The organism is Marinomonas sp. MED121 (assembly GCF_000153025.1).
GTDB lineage: Bacteria > Pseudomonadota > Gammaproteobacteria > Pseudomonadales > Marinomonadaceae > Marinomonas.
In genome coordinates, this window is record NZ_CH672429.1 from 149,541 (window position 1) to 170,994 (window position 21,454).

Annotated in this window: 19 protein-coding genes; 5 read left to right on the forward strand and 14 right to left on the reverse strand. The window is 40.4% G+C overall.

What is annotated here, in order from left to right:
* Nucleotides 1-134 precede the first annotated feature (134 nt).
* From MED121_RS00720 to MED121_RS00730, 3 genes are all read right to left on the reverse strand, one after another.
* Nucleotides 135-1,127, reverse strand: coding sequence for an LLM class flavin-dependent oxidoreductase (locus MED121_RS00720; RefSeq protein ID WP_009831652.1), 993 nt, complete (start codon nucleotides 1,125-1,127; stop codon nucleotides 135-137).
* Between the two features lie 153 nt (nucleotides 1,128-1,280).
* A complete protein-coding gene (locus MED121_RS00725) occupies nucleotides 1,281-1,637 on the reverse strand; it encodes a hypothetical protein (protein WP_009831653.1) in 357 nt (118 codons plus the stop codon).
* 34 nt (nucleotides 1,638-1,671) lie between these two features.
* Nucleotides 1,672-1,899 carry a nuclear transport factor 2 family protein gene (locus tag MED121_RS00730; protein WP_009831654.1) on the reverse strand — a complete coding sequence of 76 codons (228 nt, stop codon included), beginning with the start codon at nucleotides 1,897-1,899 and terminating at the stop codon, nucleotides 1,672-1,674.
* 278 nt (nucleotides 1,900-2,177) lie between these two features.
* On the opposite strand from MED121_RS00730, the gene MED121_RS00735 reads away from it, so the two are divergent.
* Nucleotides 2,178-2,834 carry a nitroreductase family protein gene (locus MED121_RS00735; RefSeq protein WP_242603161.1) on the forward strand — a complete coding sequence of 219 codons (657 nt, stop codon included), beginning with the start codon at nucleotides 2,178-2,180 and terminating at the stop codon, nucleotides 2,832-2,834.
* 693 nt (nucleotides 2,835-3,527) lie between these two features.
* On the opposite strand, the gene MED121_RS00745 is transcribed toward MED121_RS00735, so the two are convergent.
* Nucleotides 3,528-4,391 (reverse strand): carboxypeptidase-like regulatory domain-containing protein, encoded by an 864-nt coding sequence (locus MED121_RS00745; protein ID WP_009831656.1) that lies wholly within the window; start codon nucleotides 4,389-4,391, stop codon nucleotides 3,528-3,530.
* A 400-nt stretch (nucleotides 4,392-4,791) separates the two neighbouring features.
* Nucleotides 4,792-6,630 (reverse strand): NAD nucleotidase, encoded by a 1,839-nt coding sequence (gene nadN, locus MED121_RS00750; protein WP_009831657.1) that lies wholly within the window; start codon nucleotides 6,628-6,630, stop codon nucleotides 4,792-4,794.
* A gap of 425 nt (nucleotides 6,631-7,055) precedes the next feature.
* Here nadN and MED121_RS00755 point away from each other — a divergent pair, with 425 nt between their 5' ends.
* A complete protein-coding gene (locus MED121_RS00755; RefSeq protein WP_009831658.1) occupies nucleotides 7,056-7,916 on the forward strand; it encodes a hypothetical protein in 861 nt (286 codons plus the stop codon).
* Nucleotides 7,917-7,938: 22 nt separating this feature from the next.
* Here MED121_RS00755 and MED121_RS00760 read toward each other — a convergent pair whose 3' ends face one another.
* From MED121_RS00760 to MED121_RS00785, 6 genes are all read right to left on the reverse strand, one after another.
* On the reverse strand, nucleotides 7,939-8,130 hold the full coding sequence (locus MED121_RS00760) for a DUF1289 domain-containing protein (protein ID WP_009831659.1): 192 nt from the start codon (nucleotides 8,128-8,130) through the stop codon (nucleotides 7,939-7,941).
* Nucleotides 8,131-8,156: 26 nt separating this feature from the next.
* The gene (locus tag MED121_RS00765) at nucleotides 8,157-8,594 is read right to left on the reverse strand and encodes a hypothetical protein (RefSeq protein WP_009831660.1); all 438 of its coding nucleotides are present in this window, start codon (nucleotides 8,592-8,594) and stop codon (nucleotides 8,157-8,159) included.
* Nucleotides 8,595-8,681: 87 nt separating this feature from the next.
* Nucleotides 8,682-9,356, reverse strand: coding sequence for a glutathione S-transferase family protein (locus MED121_RS00770; RefSeq protein WP_009831661.1), 675 nt, complete (start codon nucleotides 9,354-9,356; stop codon nucleotides 8,682-8,684).
* Nucleotides 9,357-9,552: 196 nt separating this feature from the next.
* The gene (locus MED121_RS00775) at nucleotides 9,553-11,547 is read right to left on the reverse strand and encodes a methyl-accepting chemotaxis protein (protein WP_009831662.1); all 1,995 of its coding nucleotides are present in this window, start codon (nucleotides 11,545-11,547) and stop codon (nucleotides 9,553-9,555) included.
* 878 nt (nucleotides 11,548-12,425) lie between these two features.
* Nucleotides 12,426-13,277 (reverse strand): nuclear transport factor 2 family protein, encoded by an 852-nt coding sequence (locus tag MED121_RS00780; protein ID WP_009831664.1) that lies wholly within the window; start codon nucleotides 13,275-13,277, stop codon nucleotides 12,426-12,428.
* A 121-nt stretch (nucleotides 13,278-13,398) separates the two neighbouring features.
* Nucleotides 13,399-14,295 carry a helix-turn-helix transcriptional regulator gene (locus MED121_RS00785; protein WP_009831665.1) on the reverse strand — a complete coding sequence of 299 codons (897 nt, stop codon included), beginning with the start codon at nucleotides 14,293-14,295 and terminating at the stop codon, nucleotides 13,399-13,401.
* 341 nt (nucleotides 14,296-14,636) lie between these two features.
* On the opposite strand from MED121_RS00785, the gene MED121_RS00790 reads away from it, so the two are divergent.
* Nucleotides 14,637-15,581, forward strand: coding sequence for an aldose epimerase family protein (locus MED121_RS00790; RefSeq protein ID WP_050764510.1), 945 nt, complete (start codon nucleotides 14,637-14,639; stop codon nucleotides 15,579-15,581).
* A 22-nt stretch (nucleotides 15,582-15,603) separates the two neighbouring features.
* Here MED121_RS00790 and MED121_RS00795 read toward each other — a convergent pair whose 3' ends face one another.
* The 3 genes from MED121_RS00795 to MED121_RS00805 all read right to left on the reverse strand — a co-directional run bounded on the left by MED121_RS00795 (nucleotide 15,604) and on the right by MED121_RS00805 (nucleotide 19,249).
* Nucleotides 15,604-17,748 (reverse strand): methyl-accepting chemotaxis protein, encoded by a 2,145-nt coding sequence (locus tag MED121_RS00795; RefSeq protein ID WP_009831667.1) that lies wholly within the window; start codon nucleotides 17,746-17,748, stop codon nucleotides 15,604-15,606.
* A 330-nt stretch (nucleotides 17,749-18,078) separates the two neighbouring features.
* Nucleotides 18,079-18,720: a transporter substrate-binding domain-containing protein gene (locus tag MED121_RS00800; RefSeq protein ID WP_009831668.1), complete on the reverse strand. Its 642-nt coding sequence runs from the start codon at nucleotides 18,718-18,720 to the stop codon at nucleotides 18,079-18,081.
* A 223-nt stretch (nucleotides 18,721-18,943) separates the two neighbouring features.
* Nucleotides 18,944-19,249, reverse strand: a complete 306-nt coding sequence (locus MED121_RS00805; RefSeq protein ID WP_009831669.1) for a monooxygenase — start codon at nucleotides 19,247-19,249, stop codon at nucleotides 18,944-18,946.
* Between the two features lie 152 nt (nucleotides 19,250-19,401).
* Between MED121_RS00805 and MED121_RS00810 the strand changes: the two genes are divergently transcribed.
* Complete coding sequence (locus MED121_RS00810) at nucleotides 19,402-20,322, forward strand: LysR family transcriptional regulator (protein WP_009831671.1); 921 nt, start codon at nucleotides 19,402-19,404, stop codon at nucleotides 20,320-20,322.
* A gap of 290 nt (nucleotides 20,323-20,612) precedes the next feature.
* Complete coding sequence (locus MED121_RS00815; RefSeq protein ID WP_009831672.1) at nucleotides 20,613-21,419, forward strand: SDR family NAD(P)-dependent oxidoreductase; 807 nt, start codon at nucleotides 20,613-20,615, stop codon at nucleotides 21,417-21,419.
* The last annotated feature ends 35 nt before the right edge of the window (nucleotides 21,420-21,454 follow it).

Below are 21,454 nucleotides of genomic sequence, written 5' to 3' on the forward strand. Positions count from 1 at the left end.
TTGCTCATTTTACAGCCCATTTATCACCATATCATACAGCGAATAAGTGGCCATATTTGCGTCACCTTCATCCACTCTTTTCTAGATAAATGTATAGGTATGACTCTCCTAAATAGTCGTATTTACCATTTAAGTTAACGAATAGCCTGAATGGCTTCTGCCGCTAAACGAAAGGATTTAAGTCGCGCTTCTTGATCAAAAATAGGCCCGTTTATCATAATCTCATCCGGCTGGTATTGATCAATCAAGCCTGCAAGCTGTGCTCTTACCTTGTCTAAAGTGCCCGAAGCGGTGCAGCTTAAAGCCGAATTCACTCTCGCTAAGGTTAACCCATCCACATGCTGCTCGATATTTTCAACGGGCTTAGGCAATAAACCTGGCTTACCCAAAATCAAGTTGGCGAACGCCTGCTGATGAGATGACATAAGATAATCTGCTTCGGCCTGTGAATCTGCTGCAAAGACATTCACGGCAAACATAAAGTACGGTTTATCTAGCACGTTAGAGGGTTTAAATTTGTGACGATACACCTTAGCGGCTTGTGCTAAAGCATCAGGGGCAAAATGCGAGGCAAACACATAAGGCAAGCCAAGTTCTGCCGCTAAATGCGCACCATAAAGGCTAGAGCCTAATATCCAAATCGGCACATTCGACCCTTCACCGGGAATAGCACGTACATGCTTTTGCAAAGGGTCGTAGTCGCTTAAATAAGCCTGTAACTCCGCAAGGTCTTCTGGGAATCTATCTTGGTTGGTAAAGTCTCGTCTTAGGGCTTTTGCCGTTACCCCATCAGACCCAGGCGCTCGGCCAACCCCCAAATCAATACGGTTTGGATATAAACTTTCTAAGGTGCCATATTGCTCAGCAATCACAAGGGGCGAATGGTTAGGCAGCATCACACCACCCGCTCCTACCCGTATTTTTTGGGTGCCAGAGGCGATATGACCCACCACGATCGACGTGGCCGCACTGGCAATGCCCGGCATACTGTGATGCTCCGCCACCCAGAATCGCTCAAAGCCAAATTGCTCTGTGTGTTGTGCCAGTTTTAATGAATTTTGCAGCGACACTGCTGCGTTAGAGCCTTCCACGATAGGAGAAAGATCCAATACTGAATAAGGAATCATAAGCGCCTTCTTTGATGTCAGCCATGATCTTAGCTCAGGCTAAACGAATAATGTTTGAATAGAAAAGATATGGTGTTGGCCGATTAGGATTAAAAGGGCGAAAGCGCTAAACAATTAAGAAAAGAATGAGGATGGGGGAAAAAGCTGGGAAGTTTATATTTTCCTAAATTCAACGATGGCTTTCTCTAATGCCTTCAAGACTTTAGGTCTATTGTGATTAGAATTTAGTCCTGCTGGTAATCTTGTGAATTTCGTTTGCGCATCGTAATGATCATCATTTCTATTAAAAAAAATTCGAGTAGACGAATGATTCTTAGAAGAAAAGTAATCTATGTATTCAATAATTTCTTCTTTACTTGAAAACCGGAAAGTAAATTTACATACCTCTACGCAATAAATAATAGGACACACTAAATTATCAATTAATTTTCCATCTAGCTCTCGAATTTTACCGCCATGTTGAATACGCCATTTTTCGATATTTAATTTTTCTGTCCAGTATTTAGGCATAATAAAAAGTATCACATTTAGTTAAAATGTAGTTTTAGATATATTTAATAAAAGCACTAATCGCACCACTTTCATCAACCCAAGCTGATTTGTATAAAAGCAGCTCTGTGGAAGGCTCTAACTCAATACATTCATAGTTATAACTATTGCCTGAGCGACCGACTTCTTTAAAACTTGGGTGTAACAAGCGAGCGACGATATCTTGATTTTGACGAACTTCGTATTTATGCAGCGCTCTTTCCTGCTCAATTAAAACATCCATGATTTGTCCAGTTTAATCGTTTATCTTAAGATCTCTAAGCGAATCTATTCATCATTTAGATTTGCTCTATTTATTATTTTAAGCTGAGGCTCAGCTAGTTTTTTCTATACTCTTCGATTTCAATAACTTTATCATTGAAAATTTCAACAGGGTTCCTGATTAGAGTGACTGTCTTGTTAATTTTTTTCAATCCCAATCACCTTGAAATAAATTATTTAAAGACCATAACTTGTCAATCGACTGTCAAACTAAATGATTCAAAATTTAAAGGCAAAAAAATGATTCAGCACCCTATTATTAAAGATCTAGCAGCACGAAAAACATCTAAGGGTTATGACGCGTCAAAGCGTGTCTCCCAAGAAAATATGGAAATTATCTATGAAGCGCTCAGACTAACAGCCTCATCAATCAACTCCCAGCCTTGGAAGTTTATTGTGATTGAAAGTGAGCAAGCAAAAAGCAGGCTTGAAGCAACTTTTACAGATAATAATATCTATAATCGACAACACGTTAGCAATGGCTCCCATGTCATCCTGCTGGCACATAATCCAAATTATACCCGTGGTGACTATGAAAAAGTGGTAGACACTGACATCGCCAATGGTAGAGGCAATAAAGCAGAGAAAGAACGCGCCTTGTCAAAATTCTCTTTTGCAGAGTCAAAAACGGATGCTTCTGGCAGCAATGGCAACTGGACTAAAGCCCAAGTCTATATTGCGTTAGGTAATGCGTTACATGTACTCGCTCGATTAGAAATAGACGGTACCCCGATGGAAGGTATCAATAGTAAACGCATTGGCGAAGCGTTTAAAGAAGAGCTCAATGGCTTTGAATGTGAAGTCGCTTTAGTGGTTGGTTACCACCACCCTGATGACATCAATGCTAAACTGCCCAAATCAAGATTAGCCAGAGAAGCAGTATTACAGATACTCTAAATTTCGTGTATTAATTTAACAAGACTCGATTTTCGTGGCTTTTTCACAACAGCCACTCTAATAAATCAAATGATTAGGGTGGCGGTCTTGTTAATTATTCTTTCCTATTCATAACAATAAAATCATCGACTAACTCTTGCATTAAAATAATCCTTATCTAAAACATAATGCCTGTTTAACACTAAAACAGCACGTTTTCTTATTTATTCAACGTATTCCTCATGACTCAGTTTCGTTTTTTAGTCTCAAGGTAAAAGGTTGATACTTATGTTATTTTGTAAAACTATAGATTATTTATCTTCAACATTTTTGCCCCAAAATAAATCATGTAAATCATATTAAAACTTACTAACGATTCAATAATTAAAGTTTTTGAAAAATAATCGATATACATTACAGGTAATGCCGAAGAGAGAATGATAATTACGATTAAAAAACCATAAAGATATTTCTTACGAGTAGTTATTTTTGCTAGAAATAAAATCAAACATCTACAGAAGATAAAAAAGATTATTAACGCTAATATTTCAACCATATCACGAACCACCTTATAACTTATTTTCTTCTTTAATAGTTATCCCTACACTCTTCAAAATAAGGGAACTTTAGGGTGACTATCCTGATTATTTTTTAGGGTGGCTGTCCGGGTAAATTATCAGGATAAATTCCTAATAAATTCACTTTTTTAAATCTTTACTTAACTTCAAAGTCATAGCTCTGATGACCTCTTACTGACTCGGATACTTGTTGACCATTTTCTCCCATAGCCCTTATCTCATATGAGTAGTAATAACCCGATTTCAGGTTCTGCGTATAGACTTTTAAATCAACACTGGTCTCACTAGTTTGAGGACGCTCTGACCAAGAAAACAAAGTATTATTACCTAAAAATCCATGTGGACTAGATTTTTCGTAAACTTGGATTTTGTAATTCACTGCGCCTAAATATGGTTTCCAAGAAATCATAACGGGGTCATTCAAATTGTAGGAAATTAGGCTTGTCGTTTTTATTATAGGATCGACAAAACTGAAGTTAATTCCATTTCCCTGCTTACCTTTAGCAACAGTGAATAAGCCACTGGAATATGGACTCATTGGGCTGCCAATTAAACCTGATAAAACCTTATTTGCGGATTTACTATCTAGTTCGTAGCCGTCTATTTTGTATTCTCCATAAGGAACTGAGATTTCATATTCGCCGGAACTATTTGTAGTCGCCCATTGGCTCATGACCTTGCCGTTTAAAGCTAGACGAAGCCTTAGACCTTTAGCGGGAATACCGTTCGATTTAACTAGTCCCGTAATTTTTCCAGACCCTGTAGACAAAACCCCACTCTTATTGTTTAGAAATCCACCTGCATACATTGCAGTTGAACCCAAAAAATTATTACTTATTTTTGAAACAGTAGGAACATCAGAAGTAACAGATTCATTTTTTTCAAAAGTCGAATTCATCGTGCTCTCAAAGAAGAATTTGAAATAAACGACTACGACAACAATGAAGGCAACAGCAAAACCAGTTCCAAAAAGTAAACCATTTATAAATTTTTTCAGCATATTATTTCCTACGTTGGGTCCCGGAGTTTATCCAGACACCCATTCTAAAAGATATAATCCCCTACATCACCTGAATGAAGCTCACTTAGCTATTAAGCGGATTAATAGCCAATTTTGGGACACGTCTAGAGGCGTTTTTTTAATTCAACTAAATTTCAGTGCCAGCAGAGCTGACAAGTATGCATTCCAACGGTGGACCATTGGAACGAATAGATAGCTAGTAAAGAGAAAGGCTCTTTATCTTTTAGAAAGTTTGATAAGTGTTGGTCTGGTTTAAGGCTTTTTTGAATCGCACACAAAAAAACGGGGAAGTATTTCTACTCCCCCGTTTAGTACTCTGCTTTTATAAAATACTAATAGGCTTAGCTTTTATAAAATCCGTTTTTATTAAATCGTGTGGTTATTGCTGTACACCCTTTTTATTAATATAAACTTGGGTTGAATACTCTTCTAACGGCAGTTTTTCGATTGTGCCGACTTTGATAACGTAATCAACAAAGCTTTGGGCATAATCTAGGTAGGTATCCACTACTCGACCTTCTTTAACAACTTTACCAAAGGTGATGTAGCCGTCTTTTCCACCTGCGATATAGTCATTGGTAGCGACTTTGTAAGATGCATTCATATCAAGCGCCGTCCAGCTTTCGCCTTTACGCATCACTTCTAATGCAGAGAAACGCTCGCCTTTAGGCTGAGACGCATCCACGTTCCAACGCATACCAGAGGCATAAGGGTAAGCACCTGATGAGCCGCCTTCGCTGATTGCATAATCCAAGGCTTCTTCAAGCACAGTTTTCAGCTCATACCCTGTCATGTCTAGTTCAACAATGGTGTTGGCAAAAGGAAGCAGAGTGTAAGCATCGCCAATCGTTAACTCACCTTCAGCGATATCAACACGGACACCACCACCATTTTGAATCGCGATATCAGAGGTTTTACTCATATCACGGAAGGCTTTAGCAACAATGTTTGAGATATCCGCACCATGACTTGCCGTCATAGAACGATCACACAACTTAGAACGACCTTGACCTGGAATACGCTCTAAACAAAGGTTTGAAGCCGATTTACCTATCACTTCGCTTTTCATTGAATCAACTTGTGAAGAGAAAGTCGCCAAAGTTGCGGCTGCCGTTGCATCGGCTTCGACAATAGAAACAGCGCTATTCGCTTGGATATCTACGTAAACGGCTTGACGCGCTTCACCTGTTAACTCAACACGCTTGCCGTCAGCGTTTTTGCGTTTAAAGCTATCAGCCAATAACAAGTGTGGCGTACCAGAACAGCTAGTCACAACGCCGTTCTCATCCCATGCAACGTTAAGCTCACCCACGACTGCAGAGTATTGCCATGCTTGAGCAACACATACAGGGTTACCTGCTGCATCGGTTAACTTCGTTGGGTAAGGTCCAGCTGAATCAAGACCCACTGAGCCAAAGTCACCTAGTAGCGTATGAGAGTCACCGCCAATAATAACATCTGCGCCTTTTAACTTAGCGGCGAGTTTTACGTCATTTTGATATTGGTAATGGGTCACAAGGACAATTTTATTGATGCCCATGCCTTGCAGTTTATCTATGTACTTCTGGGCTGTTTCTGCTTCATCTAAGAAAATGGTTGTTTCATCTGGACTCGATGAGTTTTTGGTTTTCTTGGCAATATCAATACCAATGAAACCCACTTTTTCACCATTATATTCTTTGATTGTATAAGGGGTAAAATAGTCTTCTGCACTGTTTAGCGTTAACGGAGAAACACCCACTTCTGGTTGAACATTGGCAGAGATGACATCTGTGCTACAGCCAGGGTCAGACTTTAACCAGTCTAGGAATTTCACCAAGCCTACATCGCCCGCATCAAATTCATGGTTACCTAAGGTAAAGACATCAAAGCAGGCTTCGTTCATTAATGCTGCGTCTGCTTCACCTTTAAATAAGGTATAAAAAAGATCACCTGTGATGGCATCACCCGCGTGCACTTTTACAAAAGGCTCACTGGTGTTTGTTAGCTCATTAATCTTGGTGACAACTGAAGGGAATCCACCCACTGCAACACGGGTTTTCTCGCCACCCAATTTCATATCGACACCTTTGTCAGCACTTAAGTGAGAGTGATGGTCGTTCACGTGAACTATTTTTAGTTCTAGCGCTTGTGTCGCCTCAGAAGAAGTCGACATTGATTGACAGCCCGTCAGAAAAAGGGATGCGGTGGCCGCAGTAACTAAGGTTTTTCTAAACATAGAAATGTCCTTTATGATTATTGATGTTTATAAATTCGTATTATTTCCGATTTAAAAAAACAGTCATCGGTTCGATCATCTTTCTATTTTTTAGTAAGTCGCTAGCGTGTTAACATGAAGGTATTCCCTTAAGGATCAATCACTTAATAGGTAAGTGCTTTTACTCTAAGATCAATTGCTCCTTTCATTTAATAGAAAGAACTTTTTATTTCCCTTCCCCTTCAGGCGGTAAAACTATGCATTAACTTGTCTAAATGATCAACAATATTGAAACCCTATTCATATTAGCCTCTTGAAGTTACGATTAAATTACCCGTTTTATAAACTTGAAATACATTCGTCTTAGTGATGTTATCTTGACCTGCAATTAAGCTTAAAACTGAACAGCGCCAGAAAAGAAATAAGAAACAGAAAATGGAATAAGCATGGGTAGAAAAATGGAAATCATAAGACTCGATCAAGCACTCAATGACAAAGACAGAGCCGAGCTTTTGTTTGCAGGCAATTTGCTGGTATTTAAACAACGCCCTGCCATGCTTGAGTTAATCAAGGTTTGTCAGCAGCAACTCGAACACGCCCTATCCGGCTTAGATCCTATATTTGCACAACACGAATTAGGGCAAGCTGAATTCATCAGGATAACAGGTCAAGTACAGGCTAAATTCAAGCAAGATAAAAAAGTGAGACAGCTCTTTTTTCAGGTACTTGAAGAATGCGGCCTTGATACACGATCCGCCTATTACGATCATTTCCCTTTAAGAGTGGTACCTGCTAATCATGAAAAGAATGGCACCCACAGATCGTCCATTGCACATCATAGGGATACTTGGGGCAGCAACTTAGATAGCCAACAAAATTGGTGGGCACCTTTATACCCTCTCACCCAAGAGCGCACTATTGCCTTCTTCCCTGAGTATTGGACGACGCCTTTGGCAAATAATACGGATACTTGGTCCTTCGAAGATTATCTCGCTAAGCGCAAGCAAACCTTAAAACAAGATGAAGTGGGCTACCCTATTGCGCCAATGGCAAAAGAAGCTGTGGATGAAAGCCAGATAATTAAATTGGTAATCGAACCTGGAGATGTGCTCAATTTTGCCAGCGCTCAACTGCATGCCAGTGTCCCTAATACAACAGATGCAGCGCGATACAGTGTGGAAATGCGAACCCTTAGTCTAGAGGATATAAACCAAGGTCGAGCTGCCCCAAATATTGATAATGCTGGAACAACCCCTATGTACCATTGGTTTAAACGAATGGCGGATGATGAGAGGTTAAGGTTTTAGCCTTTACGCTTATTTGTTCATGTCATTTTATATCTGCGACACTCTGAATTTGAGACATTCTCTTTTTAAGCTCTTTTTGGAGGATATTCATGTGATAAGGCTTCATGGCTTTCCACTTCTGGCATTCAGGTCGTGTTCTACCACAGCCTACACACCATCCCTTAGGGCCTGAAAAATCACACACATCAATACAAGGGCTCTTTTGCATTTTCATTTTTTTGATCTCAAGTTTTTACTGGCTTAAAGCTTAAGCAGTACTTTTTCGACACTGGCTTCGAGCACTCTTAGGCGGTTAAATTCTTCATATATTTTTTGCTCTAAATTTTTGAAATTTAACGGCATTGTGCGCCTACAAATATCATAGTTACTCCCTAAGGTTTTATAACCCTTCCAGCCCTTGATACGATCCCCTTCTAGTGCCATAAACTCACGAATAAATTCGGGTTGAGAGGGGCAATCTTCCTCCACATGCATACATATAGGGAATGACTTTTGTTTGATTTGTGGCGCTTCGATAAATGTCTCAAAGTGAATGCCACCTTGGTTTTGATTAAACCAATTCCTCTTGTAGACTTGCAGGTAGTTTCCACGGTTATAAATTTCCCACTCATCATCGAACCAGCTTGCCTGTTGCAGCATCTTCTCAAGATTGCGGAACACACCTTTTACATCTTTCATAAAGTCTTTCCACCTTGTGTTCTTTGTAGATTATCACACCTGAAAATCAGTAATTACCATGGTGTTCTCTCGTTATAAAGCCGCAGTTTATAAAGGCAGCACCATAGAATCCCGTCCATCTTCTCGCTTAGCACGAATAAAGGCAGGTCTTGCTTGAATGCGTTTTAACCAAGCAAGGGTAAGCGGATACTCGTCTGTGATAAAGCCACGTTTATGGGCAGATTCAAGTGGGTAACTTAGTAGAATATCGGCTAAGGTGAGGTCTTTCCCACCGAACCACTGGGCAGTCGCAAGGTCAACTTCTGCTTGCTCAAGTAACTTTACCATACGGGCTTTAGTAAAGCCTGCGGATGCTTTTGCTAGCACAGGTTTTATCACTAATCTTAAAATACCTGGCACACGTTTTTGAATGATATGGAAGATACTTTCCATCAACATAAGCGGCATGATGGAGCCTTGCGCCGCATGGAACCAAAACAGATGTCTTGCTCTATCTGCAGAGCCCACTTCAGGCCGTAAAAACTCATCAGGATACAAGTCGATAATGTAATCCATAATGGCAGCGGTTTCTGATATGGCTCTATCCCCATGGGTAATCACAGGCGCTGTGCCCAGAGGTGAGATGGCTTTATATTCTGCTGGCGCAAGGTGGGTCACTGGGTCTCTATTATACTTTTTAAGACCATATTCGACCTTAAGCTCTTCAAGTAACCAGAGGATACGAAACGATTGAGAATATTCTAAGTGGTGTAAAATAATCATTTTTTACCTTTCCTTTGGTTTTTCTGATAGCGCATCTTAACATCGCTTATTTTAAAAGTTTAGAACTATGCCTAATCCCCTTAATGACTGATAAAAAAGCCCACCTCTTCTTTAAGAGATGGGCTTTTTATAACAAGCGTCTTAATAGAATAAGGGCTAAAATTTAGCCCCCTAAACTTAGTCGTAAAACATGGCACTATGCCATTTCAAATTCGTCACTCAAGGCTTTGAGTTGCTTAGACTGCTCACTGATATGAGAGCTAGATTCAGAGATTTCCCCCATGCCCATTGAGTTTTGCTTCGCCGCTTCGTTAATCGTCACAAGCGCCTGATTAATCTCTTCAGACGCGGCAGACTGCTGCATGGCCGCTGTTGCAATTTGGCTTGCATCTAGGCTAATCACTTCAGCTTCTTTAAAAGAAAGGTTAATGGATTCTTCTGTTTCTTGTGTTTCAGCCACCGACCTTTCAGCAATATCATTACTGCGATTAATCACATTAACCACCTGCTTCACATCTTCTTGTAACAGGTTAATCATGTTTTCAATGTCAGAAGTCGATAGCTGTGTTTTTTGCGCCAGCTGCCTTACTTCATCGGCAACCACTGAAAAACCACGACCTTGATCCCCTGCTCGTGCCGCTTCAATCGCTGCGTTTAGAGCAAGCAAGTTAGTCTGGTCTGCAATACCACGTATCACTTCCAAAATGGCACCGATTTCTTGGGACTTACTGTCTACCGTCTGAATAGAGGCTTTTGCATTACCTAGCTCACTAGATAAACTGGCTATGGTATCGATTGTTTTTGTTACTTGGCTCTTAGCTTTGGCAGAGGCATTTTTCGCTGACAAGCTAGATTCAGCAACATGCTGAGCATTTGAAGACACATCTTGAATCGTCACAGACATTTCATTCATAGCAGCCGAGACACTTTCAATACTGGCCTGCTGTTCTAACAAAGATACATTCACCTGCTCTGACGCCACGCTACTTTGGCTCGCACCAGAAGCCAAAGAATGTGACATCTGGTTTATATTGCCAATCATCTTGTTGAGCTGCTTGTTCATCTTTTGCATCGAGCCATAAATACCCGAGTGCTGCGCTTTTTGATCAAATTTAGAGGTTAAATTACCCTCAGAAATCAAATGCGCTATTTTACTGATTTTATCTGGCTCACCACCTATGGGTCTGGTAATGGAGCGTGCTAAATTAAGTGCGGCAAAGACAACAATCAAAATGGTAATCGATATCACAATTAACATGATATTTCTTAGTTCAACCACTGGAATAAGCGCTTCGGCCTCATCTATTTCGGCTAACAGCACCCAATCTAAATCATCCAGTTTTAACGGTGCATAAGCGGATAAAACCGGGTTGCCATTGTAATCAATCACAATTTGGCTAGCAGTTTCACCCGCAAGAGCCGCATTCACAGCCACAGAATCAACGCCGTTTTTAGCCACGCTACCGGCAAAGCTGGCTTCAACACTGTGATTTACCGGGTCTAAATAAGAGTCAGAGCGCATTTTGTGATCGGCACCCACTAGGTAAGTTTCGCCGGTCTCACCCATGCCGTCTCTTTGCTGCATTAACTCATTAATGTGATCGATAGAGAGCTTAAGAACCAAAACACTATCCAGCTTGCCATGCACTAAAATAGGCGCAGAAATAAAGGCTTCAGGCTTGTTGTTATTGGCAGGGTATGGGGAGAAGTCTTCAATGTGAAAAGCATTCTGTTTCGTCTCAGGCAAGGTTTTACTAAATATACGACCAAGACCGGTACGACTAAAAGGCCCCGAAGTCAGATTAGTTTGATAATCACTGAGTTTTTTAACACTGTAAAATACATCGCCATCAGGCTTAATTAGCAATAAGTCATCATAGCCATAAGCTTTGATAAAGTGATCAAAATACCCTTGGTTCGCTTCTGCCGCTGTTATCTCATCAGCCTTTGAGTGGGTATCTTTAAAAATTAAGCTTTCAACCACATGCTCAAGCATGACAATGTCCGCTTCGCTTTGATGAAAGTATTCTTGTATTTGTGTTTCTTTGATTTCTCGAACAGCCTCTAACTTTTTAAAGGCTTCTTCTTCTAAGGATACGGTTGCCAAATGGAGTGACAAATAGCCAAATAAAGCCAGTGGGAGCAGTCCAATTGCCAAAAAAGCCAGCATGATCTTGTTCTTTAATTTCATCGTACAATTGATCCTGTTTAGATCGAAACACATTCAAAGGAAGCCAAATATCTGATAAACACTTGGCACAAAGGCGTGTTTATTTGAATTATGACCCATGCTTCTTTCCTCTTCCTAGGAGCTAGCACTTGATCTAAATCAAACAAATCAGCCATCAGAATACTGATTATGAATGAATTATCAATGACTTTTATAAACATAAGTTAACAAGTCGGCACAAAATAGACATCAAACCTGACAAAACTGACATTAAACTTAACCAAAAGCCCTTAGTGACTAGCTAAACCTCTCTTTTGTTACACAAACATACATATATGGCTTTTTTATTATCATTTGCGGACAAGACTAGGGAACGAACCTGCGAATAAGTCCTCCCGCCTCAGCGTGTGGATAAAAGTACCTAGATTTAAGACGAGGTGCGCAACTTAATAGTCATTCTATTGATCAGTGCCTCAACATAAAGATAGGGCTTTTAGGCCACGCCCTTCGGGTCTTACAGAAAAAGTGTCACCCCGTGTTGTGACTTTTTGAAAGGTACCTACATTACGTCAAAGTCACGCCTTGCTTGACACTTTTTCTGATAAGACTGAGAACAGGTGACTTATTCGCAGGCTCCCTAGTCACAGGGGGAGACTCTCGAACCTAGATTCGTTATTAGCCTTAGAAAACGTATTTAATGAAAACTGACTGGAGGTAGGTTTTTAAAACACTAAATGCCTATTTTTTGCTTGCTATACCTATAATTTTTGAGCATTAGTTGACGACGTTTAAATACCATAAGTTAACGCAAAAAGCGGATAGGTTTTCGATTCGAAAAATACACCCTATCCGCCCTCTGCTGTTACTTTGATACTGACATCAAGCCAACTTAAATTCTCTTAGAATTTACCGTTCGCGTTTTGTCTTTTAGCGTTTGGCAAGATGGTTTCAATCACATCCCAATGCTCAACAATTTTGTCGTTTTCAACACGGAAAAGGTCATAAAATGAGGTTTCTTTACCTGCAAAAGTCCCTTCACTTACTGACAATACAAAGTTACCTTGTCCCAATACTAGGTGGTTTTTGTTATATACCATTTCAATGCCTTGAGATGCCATATAAGCCAATGCTTTGCTTAAGCCTGACAGGCCATCCGCAACCTGAGTATTATGCTGTAAGTAGTAATCTCCTTCGAAGAAGTTACCGACTTTATCAAACTCACCCTTCATCAAGATAGTCTCAACAAAATCAGCCACTAACGCTTTGTTGGCTTCAGTTTTATCTAGATCAACTGCTTTAGTTGCACCATCTAGCTGTGTGCGGCCACTTGGGTTAGGTGAGGTTGCTTTTGCTTGTAAGTTATCCCAATGCTCAACCATTTTCCCCTCTTCAAAACGGAAGATATCAAAGCCAACTTCTGGCTCAAATAGATGGTAAACTGTGTGCGTGAAGACATAATCACCATCGCTATAAGCCCTTACCACTTCTGCTTTGACACCGCTTTTTGGCAAGATAGATAAGAAGCTTTTTAGCCCTTCAACGCCATCCGCCGCCATTAGGTTATGCTGCACATATTTATCAGAATCAATATAAGCTAAAGCGGCTTTGTCTTTTGTTTCAAAGCTAGTAATTAATGCCACGGCTTTTTCTTGGTTAGTAAGCTGCACATCGGCATTGTCTTTAGTATTAGCGCCACACGCGGTTAATAAAACACTGGCAGATATCGCTGCGATAGGAAGTAGTTTGTTCATAATGACCTCTGAGTTAAGTTTGGGTCATGGTAGGTTTAAGGCAGCGTTCGAGGCAGGTTAAAGACGACTTAAAAAAGGTAAATATCGTACCTTTTTTTTATCCGATCAAAGTGAAGGCATTTTAGCTTGCTAAGCTATTTCTGAATTTTGCAGGAGTAAACCCTGTGTGCTTTTTAAAGTACTTCACAAAGTTACTGAGTTCATCAAAACCTAATTCAAATGCCAATATTTGGATTTGACACTGGCTAATGGCAAGCTCTCTTTTTGCTTGTAGAATCACGGCTTCATCAATCAGGTGTTTAGTGGTTTTATTGGCCACCAGCTTACATAATAAATTTAACGATTTATAACTCATGCCCATCATGTTGGCGTATTCTGCGGCGTTTTTAATGGTACGGCAATGGCGAGTCAGTAAGCCCATAAACTCACTAAACTGGTCAACTTGCCGTGCACTGAGTAAACTCGAAACCCCATGGTCTCTGTGTTTGTCGAGCTTTAATAAGATGCTTGAAAACAAAAGCTGTAACATGAGAGGGTCGCACTTTTCCTCTTTGTGCTCTTTCAATAACTCTCCCAATAGCGCGGCAAAACTTTGCTTCAATGCGGCATTTAGCTTTATCACAGGAGATGAGGCCTGAAAGTAATGCGCAGGTGCAAACAAATGAGTACGAATATTCATCCTCGCCTTTTCAATAAAGTCTTCCGTTATGAGCAAGAGTTTACCTTCAGGGCGGTGTTTTAAATCAAAGGCATGCACCTGATGACGATTGATAAAAACACAGGTATCCGAATCCAGTGAGTAATGATTGAAGTCGATGAAATGCTGGCAATGGCCTTTTTCAATAAACATCAAACAGTGAAAATCGACCCTATGGGGTAAAAAGGGAGAATGGTCTAAGCTCTCTTTTTGGTACAGCGAACTTAGCTCAATAATATCTAACCCGGTACCAACTTGATCAGCATTATTAAAATGCACATCGGGTATAGCAAAAGTTTGGTTTTCTTTAATGTGAGGCATCTGTTCGGCTCAATGAAATCTTATCTTGGAACATGCTATCCCAAGACTCAACCAGTTTATAGAGCTGATTTGATAGGCTTATTTATCCTTTGTTGTCCCTCTCCTCTTTTTTCCTTTCCTATACCCCCTTTGTTCACCTTATACCCTTATCTATGAATATGTTTTATATCAGCAAGCAAAAATACGAATAAATTTTATACAAACTCACTATTTATGAAGAAAATCTAATTTATGTTTTAAACACGACTTGACTTCATGAGTTCATAATATGAAACTTGGTTTCATTTTAGAAACGATCAAAATTGACACTCTCCCCTCCCCCACTTTAGTTAGGACATACATTGAAACTCACGGCGCATATATTGAACAATCAGGCTGGCGACCACATAGAAATCACCAATTTTGGTGCTCGTTTGGTATCCTGGTATACGCGTCTTGAGCAAGAAAGTCGTAACATTATTTTGGGATATGAAAACCTAAAAGCCTACCTTGATGACCCTTATTTACATGGCGCCATTGTAGGTCCCTATGCCAATAGAATCGGCAATGGACAAGTTAAGCTAGAGGGTAAGATTGTTCAACTTGATCAAAACCAGCCCCCTCACCATCTTCATGGGGGTAGCCAGAACCTAAGTAACCAGCTCTGGACACCAGTAGCTCAAGAGGTTAATAGCCTAACCCTCAAATGCGAACTTGCTGCTGGCCTTAGTGGTTACCCTGGGCATCGTACTTTTTGGGTAACCTACACCTTATCAGATGAATCTTGTTTGAGTATCCAGGTACAAGCTGAAACAGATCAAACCAGCATTATCGGTCCCACAAGCCATCCTTACTTTAATTTGGCAGGTTTTGGTAACCCACATAAAGGGCATAAACTGCAGCTATTTTCTGAGCAATACACCCAGTTAGATTCCATGGGGATTGCCACAGGCGAAATCGCCTCTAGCCTAGAGAGTGAGCTGGACTTTAGACAAGCAAGAGTACTAAACGAGGCACTTGATAAAGACCAGCTGGATCATAACTTTATCCATAATAAGACCTTAGGTTCACAACAAGCGAGACTGACAAGCCCAGATAATAAACTCACCTTAGCCGTCTCCAGTGATTATCCTGGACTGCAGGTATATACGGGTAACTACTTAACAGGTCAGTTTGAAGCCCAATCAGGTATTTGCCTTGAGCCTCAATTTTACCCTGATAGCCCTAATCATGCGCATTTTCCTTATCAAAACACACAGGCAAATACCTTGTTTGAAAAAACCATTCATTATCAACTCATCAAATAACACCTTATTAATCACGCTGGCCTTATTTTTGAGAGACTTGAAACTCACCCACTAACGAGTTCAATTTCATACTGGATAAGCCCACCCTTGATGAACGTCTTTGCAAGGCAGCAATCGAACGCTTCATTTGCTCGGTTGCCGCTCCCATTTCTTGGGCTGTATTGGCATTTTCTTTATTACTCACATTGAGCTGAAGAATGTCTTGGAACATATCATCAACCAGTTCATACAAGCGATTATTATGATCGCTTTCTTGCTCATTCACTAACAGACTCTTATCCACATTTTCTGCCTCTTTTTCCATAAAGCTCACTGCAGATTGCGTCTCATGCTGTATACCTTCGAGCATGGTTTGAATTTCTTCAGCTGCACTGGCGGTCCGTGATGCGAGGTTTCTGACCTCATCTGCAACCACGGAAAAGCCACGGCCATGTTCACCTGCACGTGCCGCTTCTATGGCTGCATTTAACGCTAACAAATTAGTCTGGTTAGTAATTTCAGTAATCGTATCGATTATGCTCGCCACTTCATTGGTTCTTTCATCCAAGGATTTGACGGATGCGGCTGTGGTACGCACCACATCTCGAATGCCTTGGGTCCCTTGTTTCACAGCTTCAATACGAGATTCAGCCTCTTCCACAACCGTATCCATTGTTTGTTTTAAGGTTTGGGCGGTATGGGAGGCATCTTGCACTTCATTAATTTGCTTCTCAAACACAGTCAACATGGACTCCACTGTGGCTTCTAGGTATTCAGAGGCTTGACGAGCTTCTTCATTAGTGTGAACCATAAACTCATTGGAGCGCTTAACATTGCTACTGGCCGAAATAACCTGACCCATGGTGTTATCTAAGTTATCAATAAAGCTATTCATCCAGCGTCCCATATCACCGGTTTCATCTGCCTTGAGCCTCTCTTCTTCCAGCCTCTGTTTTAAATTACCCTCTCCTTCTGCGATTGTTTGTATGACATTGGTCATCTGGGTTAAATGCTCACTGACCTCTTTTGGCCCAAAAAGATGAAAGACATAGCCCGCCATCAATAAACTTGCCCCTGTAATAGCAGCAACGATAGCAGAGGATGTATCAGTAAATGTGGTCAACCCCATTTGCAAACCAAGCGGAATACTGGCGGCTAAAGCATAACCCTTCATCAGGCGTAAATTGAGCGAACGGCGACGATACACCTCTTCAAGGTCTCCTTCACACATCATGCCCCATACATCAGGGCTTCCTTTAAGCTGGAAAGTCACCCCTTTTCCAATCACAGGGATATGCCTGTAATCTGAATAACCTGGATAAGTCACAAACAAATTTTGCCCGTATTTAATCGTCTCACGAATACCAGGGTGTAAGTCTTTAGTAGCAGGGTCAGTGAAACGAATTTCAAATTCCGTATGTTGATTAACCTTAACCACACCCCAATCTGTGGTTACCCCAGACTTAAGGTTTTCACCATGACTAAAGGTGTCATCTTCAAAACGAGAACGAGATAACGCCGTACCAGGTAAGATGCTCGAGTCAAAATTGGCATTGACCATAAACAGGTAATTATCACCAGATTCTTTATAAATATGACCCGCTTCCCGTTGAATCAGATCCCCTAGCACATCATTAGGCACTCGAGCACAAATCGCCCCGAGCACTTGATCTCCACGCTTAATAGGTAAATAAAACATCAAGCTCACAGCATCGTGAAATTTAGAGCTTGAAGGTCCTATTTTTAACGTATTTGGATCAATATAGGGGCCGTGAAGAAATGGCGCTTCAAGACCTTTTGATAAGGCATTTATATCAAGATCTTGCTGGTTTTTATGGGGTTTGTAAGTGGAATTAATAACCTTACCTTGCCCATCAACCACAAAATATTCTGAGACATCACGGGCAAGTTTTAACCTTTCTTCCAGCACACCAAGGTCAATCACTGGATAGGTTTCTAAAAAAATTTCTAATAAAACGTCAAGATGAGACCACTGGCTGTTCACCCAAGTATTCAATAACTTAACACGAGTATTGGCAATACCTTCAAATGTCTGTTCAACCGCAGGGTAGATTCCCTTGTTCAAATAGCAGGACCAGGATAAAGATAATTTGCCATTATCTCCCAGCCAAGGAAGCCATTTTTTTTCTGCTTGGGTTAAGGACATGAGAGAACTTTTAAGTGCCATGTGAGCTCCATTTAGTTTTATATACAAAAATAAACAAAGCAATTGACTTGCCAATAGAGAATTAAACTCTTATTTAACAATTGGTTAAAACTATTCACTGGATAAAACCGGTAAAATGCAGATATTTAAACTTATTTTTAGTTACGAAGTGTATATTAGGAGAGACTTAACAAGTGTTAAAAGCACCAAGTTGATGCAAACAAGTGCATTAATGGTGCATCAAAAGTAACAGAGTCAAATTGGCAAATCACAAGCTAGTTGAAAACGAGAAAGTTTAAAAGTACCTTTCTCGTTAACCAAGTCAGTTAATTGTACGCCAGCAATCCGGGGTTAAATACCTGCATTTAGCTTCTCAATTAACGCTCTATTTTCAGGCGTATCCTTACATAGAAGGCTGTCTTCATGGGATGCCACAGGCTCACTTTTCGCATGGGGAAAAGGGGCTTTACCTAGGGCGTCAAACACATCATAAATATCTGGGGTATAGGCAATCATATAATCCAAACGCCCTCTTTCTAGCTTGCTGATATTTTTAGCTAGCTGGTCAACTCGCATCAATCGTGCACCAGAGGATTCCACATTATTACCATAAGGCATGCCTTTGCGGGCACCGACTTTCTTTCCTTTTAGTAAAGATATATCTGAAATAACGCTATCACCTGGTTTTGAAAAGATAAAAATTTGTGCCGTAAACATGGGCTGACTCACAATGTGCTCAGCACCGTAATCATAAAAATCAGGGTTTTTATTGGCGGGGGAAATACAACAATCGGTACAAGATTCATAGGCATTTACTGCTCTGGTAGGGGACATGATGAGCACATCTTGTCCTGTTGCATCATGAATCATGACATCATAAATCCCTTGTCCATCATTATTATGAAGGCCAGGAATCTCGATGCCGATAATCGTTTGTGCCAAAGCGCTATTTACCCATAAAAGTAACGTGGCACTCAAAAAAGTTTTTAACATACGTTTTCCTCACTTTGCTATCTAGAGAAGCTAATATTCGAATTGAGCGTGTCATCTTATAAAAGCTAGATCAGGCACTTAGATACGTCTAGGGAGAAAACATGATAATGGGCAACAAGATTAGTGCTGCCCATTTTTAATGGCCTAAATTGCTGAAAACTAAATTGCTGAAAACTAAATTGTGAGGCCTAAAGCGTCACTGTGTTAGGCAAAGTTCTCTAATTTAAACGACCGGTCCCTTATTAATCTGAGTCAGATTATCGTTTATATCAAAAATCATCCCACGAATGTCCGTTAACCCCATTTCACTTAAACGTGCGGTATGCATAGCTAGATAGTTTTTTGCGCTCTCTTCATCTTCAAAAAGGTAAACGCCACCCCCTAATTGCCCTTCTTTGCTTTCCGTCCAGATTTTCCAAATCATGCCAGGTTCATCATTAATAGAATGGGCAATGCCTTCTAACGCCGCAGCCATTCCTTCTCCAAAAGGGCCTAAAAAAGGAAAATCTACCTGTAATAATTTTTTCATGTTTGTATCTCCAAATGATCTTAATGAAAGAGCCAGAGTCATATTAGAACTTGAGTCTAAAAAACATCTCGAAGCCGATAAGGAGATAATACCTTTAAAAAATACACTTAAAAGTTCATAATTTAGCCATTTAATGTAGAAAAAATAGACTTATGAGACTTAAAAGCACCCTAGAGCAATGGATTACATTGCAGGCAATTGACCGCTGCGGCAGCATTCAAGCCGCAGCAGAAAAGCTTAACAAAAGCCACACAACCCTTATCTACACCATTAAAAAACTGGAAGATCAGTTAGCACTCAAATTAATCCAAGTGAAAGGAAAAAAGACCCGTTTAACCTTAGAAGGTAAGACTATTCTTAGGCGTGCTGATGCCATGATAGAACAGGCACAGCAATTAGAAGTCATTAGCCAGCAATTACAAGCAGGCACAGAAACAGAAATCACTTTATCCCTAGATCATTTATGTGATCCAAATTGGGTCTACCCCGTATTGGCCCGCTTTTATCAAGATAATCCAACCACTTCCATTCAGTTGGTCGAAACCACCTTGTCTGGCACCCAAGAAGCCGTTTTATCTCAAAAAGCCGATGTAGCTATAATTAATATTCCTATCACAGATTACCCTGCCGATATTTTTGGAAATACAAAGATGCTGGCGGTAATTGCATCGCACCACCCACTGGCTCAAAAAGAGAAGCACTCTTTGTCTGATCTTAAGACCATTACTCAAATTGTTATTCGTGATGCACCATTTGAAGCAAATATCACAGCCTTCGAGCAAGAAAATAAACAAGAGAACATCAATGTTGGTTGGCTTAAAGCAGAACAAAGGCTGACTTTAGATAATTTTGAACAGGCACTTGCGGCGGTAAAAGCTGGGATAGGGTTTTGCCGTTTGCCTGAACACCTTATCCAAGCAAACCAAGATGATAAGTTGATGCGACTTAGGCTCGATAATTCTATGAGTTACCAGATACCAACACATCTCACATTGCCAAAAGGTGAGGACACAGGCCCTGCGGCTAGGCAACTCTATGAGCTGCTATTGGCCAGTGCATCTGAGCGCTTATAGAAAGAAGTAGACAATATTCATGCTGAATAACGTGCCGCTATTATCAATAATTTCTATAAAGTCATTCACCATGAAGGCCTATTATCATAGATAGAAAGTAAAAATATACTCTATTCCATGGATTTGAGATCAAACACCTTGAGATAAAAGTGGAAAGCGAGTGCTTAAAGCAAGCATATCCGTCTGCATTTGGCCTCACCCCATTAACATTGAGCATACGTCATTCTATCTAATTAAAAATGAACTAGGCTCTTAATAGAATTGATTAGCCAAGCTTTGGAGTAATAAAGATGAAGAAAACCATACTAATCACAGGCGCCACTGACGGTATTGGCCTAGTCACTGCAAGCAAATTATTAGCATTGGGGCATGAGGTAATCTTGCATGGCCGCAATGAAGCTAAGCTGGAAAAGGTCATGGCGTCCTTAGCCGATTACGAATCTCAAATACAAGGCTATATTGCAGACCTCTCTAATCTCGAAGAGGTAACTCAATTCGCCAAAAACCTAATTAAGTCTCACACTCATATCGATGTATTGATCAATAATGCAGGTATTTTAAAGACACCATCAAGCACAACCCCAGCAGGCTTAGATGTGCGCTTTGCTGTAAACACCCTAGCGCCTTATCTATTAAGCCAAAACTTAATGCCTCTTTTTAGCAAACAAAGCCGAGTTGTTAGCCTTTCTTCAGCCGCGCAAGCGCCGATTGATATTCAAGGAATTTTAGGTCAAAAAGCATACACGAATGACATGGCGGCTTACGCTCAGAGCAAATTGGCCCTGACAATTTGGTCTAAGTCGTTAGCAGATACCTATGCGGATACTGGCCCAACCTTTATCTCGGTCAACCCAGGTTCTTTACTAGCAAGTAAAATGGTTAAAGAAGGATTCGGTGTAGCAGGTAATGACCTCAGCATAGGGGCAGATATTTTAATTAAAGCCGCTATATCAGATGAATTCAGTAAAGCTAATGGCCAATATTTTGACAATGACAGCGGCCGTTTTTCTGATCCTCATCCAGATGCATTAGATAAGGTGAAAGTTGACATTGTGATGGATGCAATTCATACGGTCGTGAAACCCTATATTAATTAATAACTCCATTTAATGGCTTACCTAAGGCACCTGCG

Excerpts from the sequence above, each read along its gene's own strand:
- MED121_RS00805 (WP_009831669.1), bottom strand. The coding sequence starts at position 19,249 with ATGAAAAAATTATTACAGGTAGATTTTCCTTTTTTAGGCCCTTTTGGA.
- MED121_RS00745 (WP_009831656.1), bottom strand. The coding sequence starts at position 4,391 with ATGCTGAAAAAATTTATAAATGGTTTACTTTTTGGAACTGGTTTTGCT.
- MED121_RS00765 (WP_009831660.1), bottom strand. The coding sequence starts at position 8,594 with ATGAAAGATGTAAAAGGTGTGTTCCGCAATCTTGAGAAGATGCTGCAA.
- MED121_RS00755 (WP_009831658.1), top strand. The coding sequence starts at position 7,056 with ATGGGTAGAAAAATGGAAATCATAAGACTCGATCAAGCACTCAATGAC.
- MED121_RS00810 (WP_009831671.1), top strand. The coding sequence starts at position 19,402 with ATGAGACTTAAAAGCACCCTAGAGCAATGGATTACATTGCAGGCAATT.
- MED121_RS00730 (WP_009831654.1), bottom strand. The coding sequence starts at position 1,899 with ATGGATGTTTTAATTGAGCAGGAAAGAGCGCTGCATAAATACGAAGTT.
- MED121_RS00725 (WP_009831653.1), bottom strand. The coding sequence starts at position 1,637 with ATGCCTAAATACTGGACAGAAAAATTAAATATCGAAAAATGGCGTATT.
- MED121_RS00735 (WP_242603161.1), top strand. The coding sequence starts at position 2,178 with ATGATTCAGCACCCTATTATTAAAGATCTAGCAGCACGAAAAACATCT.
- MED121_RS00815 (WP_009831672.1), top strand. The coding sequence starts at position 20,613 with ATGAAGAAAACCATACTAATCACAGGCGCCACTGACGGTATTGGCCTA.
- MED121_RS00720 (WP_009831652.1), bottom strand. The coding sequence starts at position 1,127 with ATGATTCCTTATTCAGTATTGGATCTTTCTCCTATCGTGGAAGGCTCT.
- MED121_RS00770 (WP_009831661.1), bottom strand. The coding sequence starts at position 9,356 with ATGATTATTTTACACCACTTAGAATATTCTCAATCGTTTCGTATCCTC.
- MED121_RS00800 (WP_009831668.1), bottom strand. The coding sequence starts at position 18,720 with ATGTTAAAAACTTTTTTGAGTGCCACGTTACTTTTATGGGTAAATAGC.
- MED121_RS00775 (WP_009831662.1), bottom strand. The coding sequence starts at position 11,547 with ATGAAATTAAAGAACAAGATCATGCTGGCTTTTTTGGCAATTGGACTG.
- MED121_RS00760 (WP_009831659.1), bottom strand. The coding sequence starts at position 8,130 with ATGAAAATGCAAAAGAGCCCTTGTATTGATGTGTGTGATTTTTCAGGC.
- MED121_RS00780 (WP_009831664.1), bottom strand. The coding sequence starts at position 13,277 with ATGAACAAACTACTTCCTATCGCAGCGATATCTGCCAGTGTTTTATTA.
- nadN (WP_009831657.1), bottom strand. The coding sequence starts at position 6,630 with ATGTTTAGAAAAACCTTAGTTACTGCGGCCACCGCATCCCTTTTTCTG.
- MED121_RS00795 (WP_009831667.1), bottom strand. The coding sequence starts at position 17,748 with ATGGCACTTAAAAGTTCTCTCATGTCCTTAACCCAAGCAGAAAAAAAA.
- MED121_RS00785 (WP_009831665.1), bottom strand. The coding sequence starts at position 14,295 with ATGCCTCACATTAAAGAAAACCAAACTTTTGCTATACCCGATGTGCAT.